Raw genomic sequence first — 16,910 nt, 5'->3', positions numbered from 1 at the left:
GTTTGACTACCCGATTACCCGATGTCTGTTTGCGCCTGGTCGAAGCTTCGACCGGGCGGCAAGCGGTTTCAAAGCGCGCTCAGCGCCGTAACACCATGGAGTTGTGAATATGAATAAATCCCTGAACACGTCTTTCCTGGCCGCGGCTTTATCCGCAGGCTGTGTTGTTTCAGCGCATGCACAAAGCAGTGTGACGCTGTATGGCGTAATCGATGCCGGCCTTATCTACACGAACAACCAGGGCGGCCACAGCGCCTGGCAGGAAACGAGTTCTGCAACCGAAAACACCGTCTTCGGACTCAAAGGCACGGAAGACCTGGGCGGGGGCCTTCAGGCTGTATTCAAGCTCGAGAACGGCTTCAACCTGAACAACGGTACGCAGTTCAACAGCGGCGATGCCTTCGGTGAACAAACGTACGCAGGCCTCCAAAGCAGTCAGTTCGGCACCGTGCTGCTCGGCCGCCAGTTCGATTCGGTGAATGACTATCTCGGCCCGTTGTCGGCGGCCGGAAGCGGCTATGGGGGTAATCTTTCGGCGCATCCGTTCAATAACGATAACCTCGCTGCTGACTCGCTGAGCCTGAACAACACGGTGAAATACGTGAGCACGTCTTATGCGGGAGTCACGTTCGGCGGTGCGTATTCATTCAGCAACAACGCGAACAGTTTCTCGAACAATCGTGCCTATGGGTTTGGTGCGACCTATGCGCATGGCCCGATCAACGTGGCGGCAGCCTATCTGCAGATGAACAATGCGGGTGGCGGTGTGTTGGGCACGAATCCCAACGGCGCGGTGTCATTGGCCGACGGCAGTGCGGATTTTGTCGCAGCACGTCAGCGGATCTGGGGCGTGGGCGGCAACTATGTGTTTGGCCCGGCGACAGTCGGCTTGTTGTGGACGCATTCGCAGATCGACAACATGGCTAGCGTGTTTGCCGGCAGTGCGGGAAATGTCGCGTTGAACGGTGGCTTGCGGTTGAACAACTACGAGGTCAATGCGCGTTATGCGTTGAGTTCCGCGTTGAGTCTGGCAGGTGCCTATACCTTCACCGATGGCGCCTATAGCACGGGTGGCACATCGTCATCGCCGAGGTGGCACGAGGTGACGCTGCAGACAGATTACTCGCTCAGCAAGCGCACGGACCTGTATGCCGAAGGCGTCTATGAGCACGTTAGTGGTGGTACCAATGGCTCGGCGCTTAACAATGCCACCATCAACACGCTGTCGCCTTCGTCGACCAACAGCCAGGTTGCTATCACTGTCGGCGTCAAACACGCGTTTTAAGACTGCGTAGTGCCGAAGGAGCGCCGCGCATCGGGGGCAAGTGCGAATACCCCGATGCACGGCGCCTTGTGCAGGTTTCAATCTCCCCTATCCTGGCGTTGCTGCAGGTGCGGATATCGCCTCTTCTTAATCCCGATCGCGTCCATGTCGTGCGCGGTTGCGGCCTGAATCGGCGACGTACGGGCGCGATGGTCAACAATCTCGCCGCGATTATCGAATGACTGTTCGTGGCCCGAACCATGTCAACGGCAAGGGAGCCTTAAGCGTTGACGCGCACAGCTGGCCGTCAGTTATCGCGCGTGACGCCTGCGCCAAGCCGCGATCATGCGCAGCGACAGCAAGACCAAGACTGCGATACCGGCGCCGCTGGTGACCGGAATGAATGTCGCCAAAAAGGGATCGAATTTGCTGGAGACCGTCCTTACCCAGTATTTCTCGATCAACGCTTCCAGCGTGGCCCCCAACGAGAGCAGAAACAGGACTGTTGCCAGGAGAAGCAACCCCGCAAGCACTGCGCTGACAGCACCGCGGGGGGCGATTGCGTCTCGCCCGGATGCTGATGATTGCCCGTTGAGCGGAACTCGAGTGGTCATGGTGATTTCGATCTGTTCGTTCGTGCCGTAAGCGCGGCACAGGTACCCTTTCCACGGGAAATGCCAAATCTTGCAGCGGCCGGAATCACGCCAAACAGCGCTGCGTCATTGTCAGATTAACTGGAATAATAATCGAACTCCATCCTGAGCTCTTGCAGCAGGAGGTTTTTAATGCAGGTCTTCGCCTTTTAGTCAGGCTCGGTTCGCTGAAGTAATTAAGCAAACGCAGTCATCTCTGCATGGCTCATCACCTCGATCTATGCGCATGCCCGCGATACTTGCGGCGCGTTTGATTCCATGCGCCCGGTTTTCCCCAGCATAAGGCGCGCTAATAGATTGCAGAAGCACGCCGGCCCTTTCGGTGCAGTGCCGCACCAGATGCAGTAAACGATGCACCGACGTTAGCGCTTGAAGCTGATGAGCCGGGCTGGCATCGGATACGACAACACCTATAAGAGTTTATTGACAGGAAGTTTTGATTCATTTCAATAAACTTGGCACGGTCATTGCATTTGTCAGCGTGAAGGAGTCGACGTCTTGATCTGCATTTCCGGTCCGTCTGGGACGTCGCCCTGGAAAGGCAGGGTTTGGTGACATCAAGCATGCAGGTTTGCTGTCCGGTGCGGTATTCAATGACGCTCTTGAACATGTGGATGAACTTGGCGCCCGAGTGGACGAAAACAGAGGGGCGCAGTTTATTTCGAGATTTTTGACTGTGGAAAAGTTGAGCGCAGCGCATTCAGCTTTGATTCACCAATCTATCAGGAACCCAACATGAGCACTCCGCAAAGCACTCCACAAAACAGCACGCAAGCACCGCCGGCACCATCCGGCGGCTTGCGTACCGGTACGTTAGGTTTTCCTGAGGTAATCGGCCAATCCATCGCAAACCTGTCTCCGACTTTCACGCCGTCAATCAACGTGACCGCGATCGCGGCGCTGGCCGGCGCGGGGACCTGGTTTATTTATGGTCTTTCGACGATCGGGCTGCTGCTGGTAAGCATGAGCATCATCGCGCTCTCGAGCCGTATCGCGTCGGCAGGTTCGTTCTTTATCTATATCTCGCGCGCGCTGGGCCCGATGGCGGGGGGCATTGCCGGCTGGGGCTTGATCGCGGCTTACGTGGGCACGGCGATGGGGGTCGGCGCCGCAGGCGTCGTGTTCGTGCAGAACGCCTTTTCGGCCTGGGGCGTCAATATCCCGTCGTGGGCGGTCTACACGATCTTTGTGGGCTTGGCCTGGTTCTTCTCGGCACGCGACGTGAAACTCTCCTCGCGCCTGTCTTTGGGCATCGAAGCCGCTTCCGTGGTGATCGTGGGCGGTGTGCTGATCTATGTGCTCGCGCTGCATCCGGACCATATCATCGACCATACGCAGCTGGGGTTGCAGGGCGTAAGCGGCAAGGGCATGGCGCAGGGCATGGTGCTCGGCATCTTCTCGTACGTGGGTTTCGAAAGCGCGGCCTCGCTCGGCCAGGAAACCAAGAACCCGCTGCGCGTGATTCCGCGTGCGGTGGTCTGGAGCGTGATCCTGTCAGGCCTGTTCTTCATGTTCGTGGCCTATTCGATGACGATCGCCTATCACGGCGACGTTGCCAAGCTCGGCGCCGATTCGGCCGTGCTCAGCACCTTGCTCACGAGCGTCGGCGCCTCGCCGCTCGGCCCGGTGTTTTATCTTATCGCCTCGGTCAGCGCGTTCTCGTGCGTGCTTGCGTGCATCAACTCATCGAGCCGCCTGCTGTATTCGATGGGCCGCTATCAGTTCGTGCACCGCTCGATGGGCATGGTGCACCGCACGCACCAGACGCCTTACCTGGCTGTTGCGTTTTCCTCGATCGTGACCTTCGTTGTGTGCATTGCGATGCTCGGCACGGGTCCGCTCAACACGTTCGGCTACACCAGCACGTTCGCGACTTTCGGCTTCCTGGTCACGTATTTCCTGGTCGCGATCGCGGCGCCGATCTACCTGAAGAAGCAGGGCGAACTCAAGACGATCAACGTCGTGTGGGGCGTGCTTGGCGCACTGGCGATGGTCGGTGCGGTGATCGGCAGCGTGTATCCAGTGCCCGATTATCCGTATAACATCCTGCCTTATCTATTCGTTGCGTATATGCTGGTTGGCGCAATCTGGCTGTTGATGCTCAAGAAGCGCTCACCGCAGGTGCTCGAAAAAATCGAGCACGATCTGGAAACAAGCGACGTGATGACCCACGGCAAAAAGTAAATGAGTGAACCCTTCTCCCTGGATAGCTTGCCCGCACCGGACACCGACCGGATGCCAGGTGATCCAGAGGGAAAGCTCGCTAGCCGTCGCGGCATGGGCGGCCAGGAAATCGACCTGCAGTTGCGGCCGGAGCGCGGCGAGTGTGCCGCCCTCGAGATCGGTTGTGTCTCTTGCCCTGCCCGCGTCCGCGGGCAGGATCACATCAATGAAGACTACGTCGGTGTGATGCTCGGCGATCTGGCGGAACGCGCCGCGCGTGGCAGCGTGATCGCCCTGGCCGACGGCGTGAGCGGCAGCAAGGGCGGGCGCGTCGCGGCCGAACTCTCGGTGCGGACGTTTATCGATGCCTATTACGGGCTCCCCGACACCTTGCAGCCCGGCGTAGCCGCTGCGCGCGCGCTCGAGGCAATACACGGCTGGCTGCACCAGATCGGCCGCGTCGATCCCGCACTGAACCAGATGGCCGCGTCCTTTGCAGCGCTGATCGTGCGCCGCGCTACGGGGTATCTGGTGGCGGCGGGCGACGTGCGGCTCTATCTGCTGCGCGATGGCCAACTGACCCAGCTCGGTGACGACGACGTGCTGCCGGTCGCCTTTGGTTCTTATGTAGCGCATGCGGTCGGCATGCATCCGACGCTGGTGACTCGCATCGAAACCCTTGAGCTGCGTGAGGGCGACCGCCTGCTGATGTGTTCCGACGGGCTTTATCGCCGCGTGCCGATGCGCGAGCTGCAGACGGTGCTCGCGGCGCGTGGCAGTGCGCTCGACACTGCCCGCCGGCTTGGCGCGCTAGCGTTGACGCGCGGCTCGCAGGACGACGTGACGAGCGCGGTGCTCGATGTGGGCGGCCTGCCTGTGCTCGATGTCGGTTACCTGGAGCGGGTGGTCGGCGCCTTGCCGATTCCGGCGGTGCCCGACGCGGGCAATGTTGTCGATGGATATCTGCTCAAGAGCGTGTTGAGCGATGGCTTCTATTCACGGATTTTCTCGGGCTACGATCTGACCGATCCGACCACGCCGCTGGCGCTCAAGTTTCCCAAACCGCGCGTCGAGCAGGACGAAAACGTGCGCCAGTCGATCGTGCGCGAGCGCTGGTTGGCCGGCAAGATCGGCGACGAAGGCGTGCTCGCGCCAATTCCGGTCGATGCAAACCGGCAAACCCGCCTCTATGTGGTGATGCCGCTCGGCGCCGGCGTCACGCTCGAAAAACTCCTGACGGCGCCTCAGCCCATGGCGTTGCCGCGTGCGCTCGAGATCGCGCGGCATCTGGGCCGTTCGATCGACGCGCTGAATCGCCGCAATATCTTCCATCGCGATATCAAACCGGAGAACGTGCTGGTGATCCAGGGCAATGGCACACGCCTGCTCGATCTCGGTTTCGCTTATATGCCGGGCATGCAGGTGCCGGGCCCCGATGCCGCACCGGGCTCGCCTGCCTATATGGCGCCTGAATTGATGAAAGACTCGCAAGGCGATGCACGCTCCGAGGTCTTCGCGTTTGGCGTGACCCTGTACCGGCTGTTCAGCGGCGGCAAGCTGCCCTATGGCTTCAATGGCCGCGTGCCGCTCTATCAGTACCGGCTCGACGCGCCGCAATGGCTCGACCTGGTATTGGAAAAAGCCCTGCAACCCGATCCGGCGCGCAGGTATCAGGACGTGCTCGAAGTCTGCGCCGATCTCGACCGCTTTTCGAACGGTCGAGACGCGATGGCACCGGTTCGGCGCAAGCCCTTGCTCGAAAGCGATCCGGTGCTGTTCTGGCAGTTGGTCGCGGTGCTGTTGCTGGCGCTGCTGCTTTGGTCCTTGATGCGGCATTGAGCGAGGCTGGTGGTGCGGCCGCGCTGCGCCACTCAGTTCGAAATGGCTTGTGAGGTTCGACAAGAAACATAGGTATCCTCAGGTTCAGATTGATATCCACGATCGTATCTCCGAGACTTCGGCCAGCCCACTGCCGCAGCGCGTAAAGCGCGTCACTCAGCCTTCCAGGCAATGCAAGCGGTTCGCTTCTTTCTCTCGACCGTGCACGAGCCCGGTTTGGCGACGCGCAGCTCACTCGCTTGCGTAGACTAACGCTGCGTATCGTGCAATCGATCGGGAATGAACAGCGCGGTTACACCGCTTAGAAAGAAAACCGCACCGACTACCAGGAAGCCGATACCGATCGAAAACTGCGTAGCCAGGTAACCGATAACGACGGGCGCCGCGCCCGAGCAGAAACGACCGAGATTATAGGAACCGCCTACAGCCGTGCCGCGGATCGAGGTGGCGAAACTCTCCGACATGAAGGTTCCGATCGTCCCCAACGGCACGCCGTACATGAAGCCGAAGAAGAACATCAGATAGACAATGTTCTCACGTGTGTGCCAAAAAATAATCACGGGAAGGAAAAGCGCGGCGCCCATGCAGCCAAGGACATAAACACCGCGTCGGCTCCAGCGATCACCCAGCCACCCAGCGATGATCTTGCCGGCGAACGCGACCACGTACGTGCCAATCATGTACCCGGCCATCGCGCTGAACTTGATGTGCAGTTCCTTTTCCAAGTAAGTCGGCAACCAGTTGTTCAAGCCATAAAACCCGGAAAGCGCAAACACCGAGGCCAAGGTCCACAGGATGAACAGGGTGCGTGATTGTCGATGACTGAAAATCAGGTAATAGCGATTGTCGACCAGCCCGCGCTTGTTCTCGCGCGCAGCAGCGCGGCTCGCTTGCCAGCTTGCCGGTTCGCGCACCGCGAATTTTATGGCCAGCGCCAAGAGCACCGGCAGTGCGGATACGTAATACAACGTTCGCCAGCCATAGTGCGGCAAAATCCAGTTACTCAGCGCAATGACGACGATGTAGCCAGCCGAAATGCCGGTTTGCAGGGCACCGAGAATCAGGGAGCGCCGTTCCGTGGGCACATATTCGGCAACAAGTGTAGTGACCAGCACCATGGAGCCGATGCCCAACGAACTGATAAATCGCACGACCGCGAATTCCAGGAAGTTATGGGTAAATCCAAGCATCCCGGCACCCAGCGAAAAAAGCGCCAGCGCCCACGCGACCACGCGTACCCGTCCCAGACGATCGCTTGCCCAGCCGCCGAAAATTCCGCCGATAGCCATGCCAACCAGCGTCAAACTCCCCAACGCCCCTGCTTGGACGTTGCTCAGAGCGAACTCATCCTTGATCCGCGTGAGCGTCAAGCCGTACATCATGACGTCTGCGCCATCCGCTATCAGCGCAAGATAGCCGAGGGCAAAAACAAGTAGCCAGGCGCCCTGGGCCTCGAAGGTTTTGGCCGGCGTGGAAGCAGTCGTGACCCGATTGGTCGTGTTCATGTCAGCGACCCGTGAAGTCGCCGGCCGGCATGGTATTGCGCATAAGGAGTGCAGCGGCAAGGAAGGAGCCGATCAGCAGGCCAATTCGTTCATGCGTGGCCGTATACCACCCTTCCCTATGCGTCATGTTCATCGTACCCACGCATACTCCATCGTAGGCGATCGGGATGTTCAATATCGACCCCAGGCCCATGCCGGTCATCACCGCGTGATCGTCGAATGCATCCTGAATGCCTTGCGGCGTTTCTGCGCGAAACGGCTTGAGATCTAGCAGGACCTGGCTGGCCCACGCGGTACCCTGCTTTCGCTTACGCCCTCCCGTTGGATAGACGTCCGGCATGTTTGTATAAACGCGCTCGACCTCAAGGCGCTGCGCGTCGTAGGACATGATCGTGAACAGGCTAAGGCCTATCGTGCGTTGCGCCACTGCGTGAACTGCACGAAAAATCTCCATGGGCTGATCTTTCAGCCGCAGGGCAATTGCCAGATGCTCAAGGTCCCGAATATCCAGCGCTCGCGTGGCTAGCGCCTCAGGCGCGATCTCATTGTTTTGCATGGCCTTGACGTAAAAGTGATGCGGGGATGAGCAGGACGTTCAGCCGTTCATCTCGGTGGAACTGAGCGGGCCGCGCACATCCTGCTGCGCCGGACCACCCTCCCCGATGTCTTCCAGTGACCGGTTGCGGGTCTCGATGCCGAGAAAACCTACTACGCAGGCTCCAATCAACAAAACGGTCGTGGTCATCGCGAACACGCCCAGAAAACCGAGCGTGGGATAGACAAGTCCGACCAGAATCGGCGCGCTCACCGAACCAATGCGACCAAACGATGAAGACGATCCGGTACCGGTTGCGCGAACGGCTGTCGGAAAGACTTCCGGGGTGTACGCATACACCCCGGCAAACGCACCGTTCATGAAGAACGACAGGAAGATGCCCGCGCCCATGATTTGCAAGCCGCTGTGAGAGAACGCAAGGGTGATGGCCGCAACCCCACCCAGCAGCATGTAGGACGCCACCACAGCCTTCCGGCCAATCCGTTCATTGAGCCATGCCGCGGAAAAATAACCCGGAATCTGCGCTCCATAAATGGCGATCGAATAGCCGAAGCTTTTCGTCATGGTGAGCCCCTCCTTGAGGAGCAGACTCGGAATCCAGGAGAAGAACGAGTAGTACGCAAACGCGACCGAGAACCACATCAACCAGCTCACTGCGGTTGTGCGCGCGAGGCGCGGCGACCACAGCGTCAGGACGTTGTGCAACGCGCTGCTTCTTATGGGTGCCGATGCGGTTATCTGGCCGACAGACGCGACGGGCGCCAGATGAATACCCCTGTCGCTGAACCATGACTCAATTGCACTCACTATACGATTCGCCTCGGCGGTTCGGCCCTGGCTCTCCAGCCAGCGCGGTGACTCGGGCAGCGTCCTTCGCCACCACAGGAGCATGACAACGGGCAATGAAGTCACCACTGCCATGTATCTCCAGCCATCGGCAAAGTTTCTCACCACGGTGAAGCCAACTATGGACGAACCCAGATAACCAAACGACATGAACCCGACCAGCGCCCCGCAAAAGATACCCCGGTAACGACGAGGCACGAATTCGGCGAGAAATGGCGCGATCACCACGGTCTCCGCGCCAGAGCCAAAGCCTGCCACGATTCGTAACGCAAAGAACGTGTGCCAGTCGTTGGCACAGGCGCTCGCGAGCGATGCAACGCAGTAGATCGCGAGTGCGGTCATCATGATGCGACGACGACCGATCAAATCAGCCAGTACTCCTGAAAGGAATGCCCCGAAGAAGTATCCAATATAGGTGCTGCTTGCGACCAGGCCCGTTTCGGCACTTGTCAGGTGCCAAAGCTTGCTCACGACCGGCAGCAGAAAGGCAAGTGACGATGAATCGAGTCCATCGAACAGGTAGCCCAGCCCGCCAATGAGCAGGAGTTTCCGATGAAAACCCGACAGAGGCAGTCTTTCGAGACGGTCGGCGATAGCGGACACGGCATGTTCTCGCTGATGGAATTGGGTAGTGTCTCAGGATGCGAAACGGGGATGCGAACGTTATCGTCCGATAGCGTATGCCTGCATCTGGCGAGGTGTGGCCGCGCCGCGCATCAGCCCGCTCCGGATCCCAACCGCGCAGACCCGGCCTAACGACCAGGGCTCGGCGACAGTCAGGTCATGCCCTCGCGCGCGTAACTCGGCAAGCGTGCTCTCGGGAAAGCGCGACTCCGCGGACATCTTGCCCAGTTGCATCGAGCGCGGATAGAACGAGCCGGGAAAGTGAGCAGTCTGGAACGAGGGTGCCTCCGCAGCGGCCTGGAAGTTCATGCCGGCGTGCACATGCCTGAGAAACAGCTGGATTGACCACTGATCCTGCTGGTCGCCGCCGGGCGTGCCGAACGCCGCATAAGGCTTGTCTTCCCGCGTGACAAGCGTGGGCGAAAGCGTGGTGCGGGGACGACGCCCGGGCCCGAGCGACGATGGCAGACCTTCTTCCATCCAGAACATCTGCGCGCGCGTGGTCACATTGAAGCCGAGACCGGGAACGGCGGGCGAGGCCTGCAGCCATCCACCCGATGGTGTTGCCGAGACCATGTTGCCCCAGCGGTCGACCACGTCGAGATGAACCGTATCGCCACGCAGTTCAGGCAAGGGAGCGAACGTCGGTTCGCCCTGGCCAAAGCCGCCAGACTGCTGTTTTCCCGCATTGGCCATGATCAGTGCGGCACGCAGTTCGCTGTCGGCCAGCCTGCCGGGACGGAATTCAAACGACGCGCGGCCGGGATCGATCAGCCGGCGCCGTTCGTCGTTGTAGGCGTCACTCAGCAGCATTCCCATGGGCACTTGCGCGAATAGAGGATCGCCGTAAAACACCTCGCGATCGGCAAACGCGAGCTTCGAGCATTCAATTATTGTGTGGACGAAATCCGGGCCCATTGGATCCATCGCGGTGAGATCGAAGCCCTTAAGGAGCGCGAGTTGCTGCAGAAACATCGGTCCTTGACCCCATGGGCCGGTCTTGTGAACGCGCAAGCCCTCATAGTCGTATGAGACCGGATCTTCGTAGGACGGCTCCCAGCGCGCAAGATCGTCCGCGTTGAGCAGGCCATGGTTACGCTGGCCGGAAGTGTCGAGAACCGCGGTCGACCGGAAGTAACGGTCAATAGCTTGTGCCACGAATCCGCGATAAAAAACCTGGCTGGCCACTTCGCATTGCTCAGCACGATCACTGCGGGTATTCGCCTCTTCCAGGATGCGCTTGTACGTGTGCGCAATCGCCGGATTGGCGAACAACTGGTTCGGCGTCGGTGCGTCGCCATTGCGCAACCATTGCTCAGCCGACGTGGGCCACTCAGTCTGGAAGAAATCCTTGATTGCAAGGATTGACGACGTCATTCGCGGGAGAACGGGATAGCCGTTTTCCGCGTAGCCGATCGCGTAGCTCATCACGTCTGCAAGTGGCAACTGGCCGTAGTCGCGCAGCATCAGCATCCAGGCGCCAAATGCTCCGGGCACGACCGCTGGCAACAACCCCGTACCTGGAACGACCTCCAGACCCAACTCACGCATGCGCGATATCGTCATTGCCGCGGGCGTCACGCCCTGCCCGCACAGTACGCGGACCCGTTGTTCGCGTGCACTGTAGAACACCACCGGCAGTTCGCCGCCGGGTCCATTCAGATGCGGCTCAACGATCTGCAAAACGAAACCTGCCGCGGCTGCCGCATCGAAGGCATTGCCCCCTCTCTCGAGAACGGCCATCGCCGACGCACTGGCCAGCCAGTGCGTCGAGGACACCATGCCGAATGTGCCAATCAGTTCCGGTCGGGTTGTGAACGACATGCGCAACTCCATTTGCGACGACGGAGGATCATCGATCGAACCAATTTTGATTGGTTCACATAAAAAAATACAATGCTATGCCTAGCGATACCGGGATGCAGCTAGTTATAACCCTTCAATCAGGCGATTTTAGTCGATACAAAATATATTCGGTTGCGTGAAAGTAAGTCACATTCTGGTATTTTTGTACCAATGATGATTGGTACAAAACAGTACAACAATCGGTACGAAAAAACGTTCAAAGATGAAAATGGATAAACCACTATTGGACAGGCTGCAGGAATATATCGTCGACCACCAACTCAAGGACGGCGACGTGTTGCCTCCTGAAAGACGTCTCGCCGAAGACCTGGACGTTACCCGGAGGGAATTGCGCACGGCGCTTGCCTCGCTGGAGGCCTCGGGCCGTGTGTGGCGAGGTGTCGGCCGCGGCACTTATCTGGGTGCGCGACCACTCAAATTTGCACCGACCCTACGCGGGCTCCGCGCGGGAGCCAGCCCAGCGGACATCGCAGAAATGCGGCTGCTTTTCGAGCCGGCACTTGCCGGACTTGCCGCGACGAAAGCGAGCGGGGATGACTTGCTTGAACTTGAGAAATGCGCGCGGAAGAACGCTGCCGCAAAGAACGATGAGCAGTGGCAACAATGGGATCATCGATTTCATTTACTGATCGGACAGGCCACGCGCAACCCCGCTCTCATCGCCCTGATGGAAGTCATCAATGGCATGCGGGTCAAGCCGGACGTGCGTGAAAAAACCGCTGCTCAGGAGACCCGTCGCTATTTCGCCCAACAGCACGAGAATATTGTCAGCGCCATGAAAGCCCGCGATAGCGAATTGGCTTCACGGACCATGCGGGAACACCTGCTCAGCGTTCAGTGGCGCACGTCCGTCGGGCGAGACGACGCCACTGAACGCGGCGGCTGAGGTTTCCTGCCGCAACGCCCAGCTACCGGGTTGTCGAGCAAGCGCCTCTTTCCTGAAGAAACCAGAATCGCCACGTCAGGGTCAGGGTCACCATGCCCCAGCCGGCTTTGTCAGTTTCGGTTGCTTCAGTTGAGCCGCTTCAACTGACCATCGTCGGCGTACCAGTCGACTGTGATGCCGCTGGTATTGACAGTCACCGCACGCGGCTCGCTGAACTGGTCGAAGGATTCGATCCCGGTTTCCCGTCCCACGCCGCTGTTCTTGAAGCCGCCCCACGGTGAAGCCGGATCCAGCCGATGGTGATCGTTGATCCAGACCATGCCGAACACCAGTTTGCTCGCCACGCGATGCGCCCGCGCCACGTCTGTTGTCCAAACAGAGGCCGCGAGGCCAAACTGCGTGTCGTTGGCAATGCGCAGCGCGTCCGCTTCGTCCTTGAACGGCATGATCACGGTGACGGGACCAAACACCTCTCCCTGCCCCAATTCCGACTTCGGATCGACGTCGTAGAACGCTGTAGGCTGCAGATAAAAACCCTCGCTCAGATGCGCCGGAATACCGCCGCCCGCGAGCAGCTTCGCCCCGTGCGCGATGCCCCGTTCCAGCATACCGAGGATGCGCGTACGCGAACGCTCGGAGATCACAGGGCCTAGTTGCGTGTTGAGATCGGCGGGATTGCCCACGCGAATTGCCTCGACCTTGGTGCGGAATTTCTCGAGAAACTTCTCGTAGATAGACTCGTGCACGAGCAGGCGCGCACCGCACACGCAGGTTTGCCCCGCGCCGATAAACGCGGCAAACGCAGCGCCGTTCACCGCGCGATCGATGTCCATGTCGTCGAACAGGATCACCGCGCCCTTGCCGCCCAGTTCGAGCGTTGTCAGTGCGAAAGTTTGCGCCGCTGCCTCGCCTATGGAACGCCCCACTTCGGTACCGCCGGTGAACACGACCTTGGCGATCAGCGGATGACGCGCCAGCGCAGCGCCCGCTTCCTTGCCCTCGCCGTTGATCACATTCACCACGCCGTCAGGAACACCCGCCTGCTGCAATAACGCGACCAGCCGCACCGTGGTGAGCGGTGTCTGCTCCGACGCTTTGATCACGACGCTATTGCCGGTTGCGAGTGCCGGCGCGAGGCTCTTCGACAAAATCATCAACGGATGATTGAACGACGTCATCAGCGCACACACGCCAAGCGGTACGCGCTGGGTGTAGCAGAGGTACGGTCCTTCAATTGGGATCACGTCGCTACGGCGCGTAAGTGCAAGCGCCGCGAAGTATCGATAAAACTGCGGCAAGCGCGAAATCTGCGCGCGCGTCTCGACGATCGGCCGGCCATTGTTCAGGGTCTCCAGCTTGTAGAAATTCTCCAGGTCGGCTTCGAACAGATCAGCGAAGCGGTTCAGCACGCGAGCCCGTTGCTGGAAAGCCATGTCGCGCCATACGCCGCTTTCGAACGCGTCGTGCGCGCATTGCACCGCACGGCCCACGTCCTGCGCTGATGCCTTCGACAACGTCCCGATCGTAGCGCCGTCCGCCGGATTGATGATGTCCATGGTCTCGCCCGACGCGGCATCGACGAACTTTCCGTCAATAAACAACTGCGCACTCAGGAACTGCTTGTTCACTGCATCCATCTTGCTTTCTCCGTGATTACTTGAGCGGGGAAACCCGCGTATCGGCGCCGATGTCGAGGCGCTCGGGCGCGTCCGTCGGCTGAATGTCTTCCAGGCGCTGGCCGGTCGGCTCGACGCCAAGCCATGCCACCACCACAATTTGAATTGCCAGCAAGCCGATCATCAACGCAAGCACGCCGACCACGCCGTAGCGTCCAAAGAGCGCGACCACGATGAAAGGCGTGACGATCGTCGCACCTCGACCGAGCGTGTTGCAGATACCCGATGCACGAAGGCGCACTTCGGTTGGAAACAGCTCCGGCACGTAGATCGCGAACAGCAGGGCGACCAGCACATAAATAGGGATCACCAGCAGCAAGCCGACGACCGGCAACATGACCGGGTTGCTCACGAACGGATAGATCGCACCGAAGATAATGGCCAGGATCGATGCGCCAATAATGGTCGGCTTGCGACCCCATCGATCTGCCGTCAGCGCGCCTATACCCGAGCCAATAGGCGCACCGAGCGACATCACGAGCGCGTAGCCGAACGACTTCGCAATGCTGAATCCTTGATGCACGAAGAAGGTCGGCAACCACGTCACGAAGCCGTATAACAAGGTATTGATCACCACCAGCGTCACGCACCCTACGATCATGCGCGGCAACATTGCGCCCATGAAAAGCGAGCCAAGCGCACGGGATGGCGCGACCGAGGGCTTGGGCGACGGCGTTGGCAACGAGCCACCGTGTTCGGCCCGTACCTCGTTCTCGATCTTCGAAAGAATCGCTTCGGCATCCTGATGACGACCCACCGACTCAAGCCAGCGTGGAGATTCCGGCAACGACTTGCGCGCATACCAGACGCCAAGTGCGCCAATTCCACCGAGCACGAACATGGCTCGCCAGCCCATCGAGGGGATCAGCACAAGTCCGATCAGTCCCGCTACCGGTAATCCCGAGACGACGAACACGGCCATCAGTCCCTGCATCTTGCCACGCGATGCGGGCGGCGCAAATTCGGTGAGCGTGGAATATCCAACGACGTTCTCCGCGCCAAGCCCGAGGCCCATCACAAAACGGAACGCGATCAGGACCAGCATGTTCGGCGCCATCGCGGCACCCAGCGACGCAATGCCGAAGATCATGAGGTTAGTCTGGTACGTAAAGCGACGGCCGAAACGATCGCCAAGGAATCCCGTAGCCAGCGAGCCGAGCATCATCCCGAGGAACGTCAGCGACACAAACAGCGCATTCTGGCCGAGCGTGGAAAAGCCGCTTTGCAGCGTGGCGCCGAGGACCGTCGAGGCTACGTAGATATCGAAGCCATCGAAGAACATGCCGATTCCGATCAGCCACATGATGCGCCTGTGGAAGCCCGATACCGGCAGCCGGTCCAGACGTGCGCCTGCATTCACATTCATTTCCGTCTCCTGCAAACCTTCGTGGGTTTGTCGTCATACATGACCGGTTACTTCAGGGCCATCAGTCGCAACGCCGAGACCGTCAGCGTTTGCGTCGCGCATCGGAAGTTGTGCTCTACCGAGCTTTCCTCGGCTGTCTGGAAGAAGGACTTGCACTGGCGCACGCCGGTGTCGTCAAGTGCGAGGATTCGCTGCGCGAGTGCATCGGCTTCGGCTCGCAACGTATCGGGCGCACAAACACGGGTCACGAGACCGGCGTTCAAAGCCGCCTCCGGCGTGATGGCATCGCCGAAAAGCACCATCGGGAACACCTGCTTGGGCAGTGTGTATCGGCCCAGGTAGGCCATGATCGCGGCGGGCGGCAGGCCGTGACGCATCTCGGGAAAGGCGAGTTTCGCACCGCTTGATACCAGCGTGAAGTCGCACAGGATCGCGAGGCCAAAGCCGAAGCCGAACGCGTCGCCCTGCACTTCGGCAATCGTGATCAGGGAAGACGCCCGCAATAGCCGCTTAAGCTCGATCAGCCGCGATACTTCACGATGAATGGACACCGCGTCCGTGCCGGCACGCTCTCGCCCCGCGCAGAACACTTCACCGCGTGCGCGGATGCGCAGTACGCGCGCCATGGGCATGGTCGCTTCGGTGCGTAGCGCGGCGATCATGGCGTCGAACATCGGCGCGGTGACTTCATTGCCGGCCTCGGCATTGTTCAGGGTAAAGGTCAGAATTTCGCCCGATCGATCGATCACGACCGGATCCGGCAAGCGCGCGTGATCCAAGCAGCCTCCTGTTGTATAATTGCCTGTATTAGCTGTATACAGCGTATTCATCGAACAACGGAAAGTCAATGGCCTCTGCAACTAAACGCGCTCAAGCGGCAAATCTCGTTGAAGCGCCCGAGCGGGCGCTCGAAGCGATCGGCCGTAAATATCACTCGAAGATGCGCACGCTCGACGCATCCAGCGACTCGCTCAGCGACGGCGTGGTGGTCCCGGCGCTGCGGGAAGCCATCGTGGAAGGCGTACTGGCGCCGGGAAGCCGGCTGTCGGAGGTGCAGGTCGCAAAGCAGCTGGACGTCAGCCGCACGCCCATGCGTGAAGCGTTCGCGCAGCTTGAACGCGAGGGTCTGGTGACGGTTGTGGCGCGTGTTGGCGCGTTTGTGCGGTCGGTGACGCTACGTGACGTGGCGGAGATCTACACGGTGCGAACCGCGCTCGAGTGCCTCGCGGTCCAGCTTTGTGCTGAAAACATCACGACGCTTGGGCGCGCTCAATTGGAAGACGTCATAGGCGAGATGCGCGCGAACGTAGCCGCTAATGACCCTGCGGCTTATGTCGATGCACTCGACCGTTTTTATTCGATCGTGATGACCCTCGCCGACAACCGCACGCTTCACGCAACGCACGCGAGCCTGATGGGCCCCGTGCGTCGGTTGCGACGCATTGCGATGGCGCGCGGCGGGCGCATGCGGGCGTCGTTTGAACAGGCCGTCAAGATCAAGGACGCGATCGCCACCGGCGATAAACGCGTTCAAGACCTGATGCGCGAGCAATTGCGCGGCGCTTGCGAAGCGGCAACGGCAGTGCTTAAGGAAACCGAGGGTGGTTGAGAGTGGTTGCGGGTGGCGCCAGTTCAAGCACGCAGAGCAGCGAGCGCCGCATGATTG

13 protein-coding genes are annotated in these 16,910 nt (G+C 59.9%); 5 read left to right on the top strand and 8 right to left on the bottom strand.

Translation table 11 applies throughout. From position 1 onward, the window contains the following. The first annotated feature begins 109 nt into the window (after positions 1-109). The gene (locus BSU04_RS05190) at positions 110-1,285 is read left to right on the top strand and encodes a porin (RefSeq protein ID WP_089159591.1); all 1,176 of its coding nucleotides are present in this window, start codon (positions 110-112) and stop codon (positions 1,283-1,285) included. Between the two features lie 290 nt (positions 1,286-1,575). Here BSU04_RS05190 and BSU04_RS05185 read toward each other — a convergent pair whose 3' ends face one another. Then, complete coding sequence (locus tag BSU04_RS05185; RefSeq protein WP_089159590.1) at positions 1,576-1,878, bottom strand: hypothetical protein; 303 nt, start codon at positions 1,876-1,878, stop codon at positions 1,576-1,578. 774 nt (positions 1,879-2,652) lie between these two features. Here BSU04_RS05185 and BSU04_RS05180 point away from each other — a divergent pair. After that, positions 2,653-4,101, top strand: coding sequence for an APC family permease (locus tag BSU04_RS05180; RefSeq protein WP_089159589.1), 1,449 nt, complete (start codon positions 2,653-2,655; stop codon positions 4,099-4,101). Then, on the top strand, positions 4,102-5,919 hold the full coding sequence (locus BSU04_RS05175; protein ID WP_089159588.1) for a bifunctional protein-serine/threonine kinase/phosphatase: 1,818 nt from the start codon (positions 4,102-4,104) through the stop codon (positions 5,917-5,919). 248 nt (positions 5,920-6,167) lie between these two features. Here the strand turns inward: BSU04_RS05175 and BSU04_RS05170 are convergent, their stop codons facing one another. From BSU04_RS05170 to BSU04_RS05155, 4 genes are read right to left on the bottom strand one after another with little or no spacing between them, the layout of a single operon-like run. Next, positions 6,168-7,424 carry an MFS transporter gene (locus tag BSU04_RS05170; RefSeq protein WP_089159587.1) on the bottom strand — a complete coding sequence of 419 codons (1,257 nt, stop codon included), beginning with the start codon at positions 7,422-7,424 and terminating at the stop codon, positions 6,168-6,170. Between the two features lies 1 nt (position 7,425). After that, positions 7,426-7,980, bottom strand: coding sequence for a GAF domain-containing protein (locus tag BSU04_RS05165; protein WP_089159586.1), 555 nt, complete (start codon positions 7,978-7,980; stop codon positions 7,426-7,428). 39 nt (positions 7,981-8,019) lie between these two features. After that, positions 8,020-9,429 carry an MFS transporter gene (locus BSU04_RS05160; RefSeq protein ID WP_089159585.1) on the bottom strand — a complete coding sequence of 470 codons (1,410 nt, stop codon included), beginning with the start codon at positions 9,427-9,429 and terminating at the stop codon, positions 8,020-8,022. A 60-nt stretch (positions 9,430-9,489) separates the two neighbouring features. Beyond that, the gene (locus tag BSU04_RS05155) at positions 9,490-11,274 is read right to left on the bottom strand and encodes a gamma-glutamyltransferase family protein (RefSeq protein ID WP_089159584.1); all 1,785 of its coding nucleotides are present in this window, start codon (positions 11,272-11,274) and stop codon (positions 9,490-9,492) included. A 250-nt stretch (positions 11,275-11,524) separates the two neighbouring features. On the opposite strand from BSU04_RS05155, the gene BSU04_RS05150 reads away from it, so the two are divergent. Next, a complete protein-coding gene (locus BSU04_RS05150) occupies positions 11,525-12,202 on the top strand; it encodes a FadR/GntR family transcriptional regulator (RefSeq protein WP_089159635.1) in 678 nt (225 codons plus the stop codon). A 125-nt stretch (positions 12,203-12,327) separates the two neighbouring features. Here BSU04_RS05150 and BSU04_RS05145 read toward each other — a convergent pair whose 3' ends face one another. Genes BSU04_RS05145 through BSU04_RS05135 form a run of 3 tightly spaced genes read right to left on the bottom strand, consistent with a single transcriptional unit; the run spans position 12,328 to position 16,023 of the window. After that, a complete protein-coding gene (locus BSU04_RS05145) occupies positions 12,328-13,839 on the bottom strand; it encodes an aldehyde dehydrogenase (RefSeq protein ID WP_089159583.1) in 1,512 nt (503 codons plus the stop codon). Positions 13,840-13,855: 16 nt separating this feature from the next. Next, complete coding sequence (locus BSU04_RS05140; RefSeq protein WP_089159582.1) at positions 13,856-15,244, bottom strand: MFS transporter; 1,389 nt, start codon at positions 15,242-15,244, stop codon at positions 13,856-13,858. A gap of 47 nt (positions 15,245-15,291) precedes the next feature. Next, a complete protein-coding gene (locus BSU04_RS05135) occupies positions 15,292-16,023 on the bottom strand; it encodes an enoyl-CoA hydratase/isomerase family protein (RefSeq protein ID WP_089159581.1) in 732 nt (243 codons plus the stop codon). Positions 16,024-16,091: 68 nt separating this feature from the next. Here BSU04_RS05135 and BSU04_RS05130 point away from each other — a divergent pair, with 68 nt between their 5' ends. Further along, entirely contained in the window at positions 16,092-16,853 is a 762-nt protein-coding gene (locus BSU04_RS05130) for a GntR family transcriptional regulator (RefSeq protein ID WP_089159580.1), read from the top strand. Positions 16,854-16,910 lie beyond the last annotated feature (57 nt).

Origin of the sequence: Caballeronia sordidicola (assembly GCF_002220365.1) — a bacterium.
Classification (GTDB): domain Bacteria; phylum Pseudomonadota; class Gammaproteobacteria; order Burkholderiales; family Burkholderiaceae; genus Caballeronia; species Caballeronia sordidicola_C.
The sequence above is the reverse complement of the archived record's forward strand: the minus strand, read 5'-3'. Positions and strand labels throughout refer to the sequence as shown.

Excerpts from the sequence above, each read along its gene's own strand:
- BSU04_RS05190 (WP_089159591.1), top strand. The coding sequence starts at position 110 with ATGAATAAATCCCTGAACACGTCTTTCCTGGCCGCGGCTTTATCCGCA.
- BSU04_RS05185 (WP_089159590.1), bottom strand. The coding sequence starts at position 1,878 with ATGACCACTCGAGTTCCGCTCAACGGGCAATCATCAGCATCCGGGCGA.
- BSU04_RS05180 (WP_089159589.1), top strand. The coding sequence starts at position 2,653 with ATGAGCACTCCGCAAAGCACTCCACAAAACAGCACGCAAGCACCGCCG.
- BSU04_RS05175 (WP_089159588.1), top strand. The coding sequence starts at position 4,102 with ATGAGTGAACCCTTCTCCCTGGATAGCTTGCCCGCACCGGACACCGAC.
- BSU04_RS05170 (WP_089159587.1), bottom strand. The coding sequence starts at position 7,424 with ATGAACACGACCAATCGGGTCACGACTGCTTCCACGCCGGCCAAAACC.
- BSU04_RS05165 (WP_089159586.1), bottom strand. The coding sequence starts at position 7,980 with ATGCAAAACAATGAGATCGCGCCTGAGGCGCTAGCCACGCGAGCGCTG.
- BSU04_RS05155 (WP_089159584.1), bottom strand. The coding sequence starts at position 11,274 with ATGTCGTTCACAACCCGACCGGAACTGATTGGCACATTCGGCATGGTG.
- BSU04_RS05150 (WP_089159635.1), top strand. The coding sequence starts at position 11,525 with ATGGATAAACCACTATTGGACAGGCTGCAGGAATATATCGTCGACCAC.
- BSU04_RS05145 (WP_089159583.1), bottom strand. The coding sequence starts at position 13,839 with ATGGATGCAGTGAACAAGCAGTTCCTGAGTGCGCAGTTGTTTATTGAC.
- BSU04_RS05140 (WP_089159582.1), bottom strand. The coding sequence starts at position 15,244 with ATGAATGTGAATGCAGGCGCACGTCTGGACCGGCTGCCGGTATCGGGC.
- BSU04_RS05130 (WP_089159580.1), top strand. The coding sequence starts at position 16,092 with ATGGCCTCTGCAACTAAACGCGCTCAAGCGGCAAATCTCGTTGAAGCG.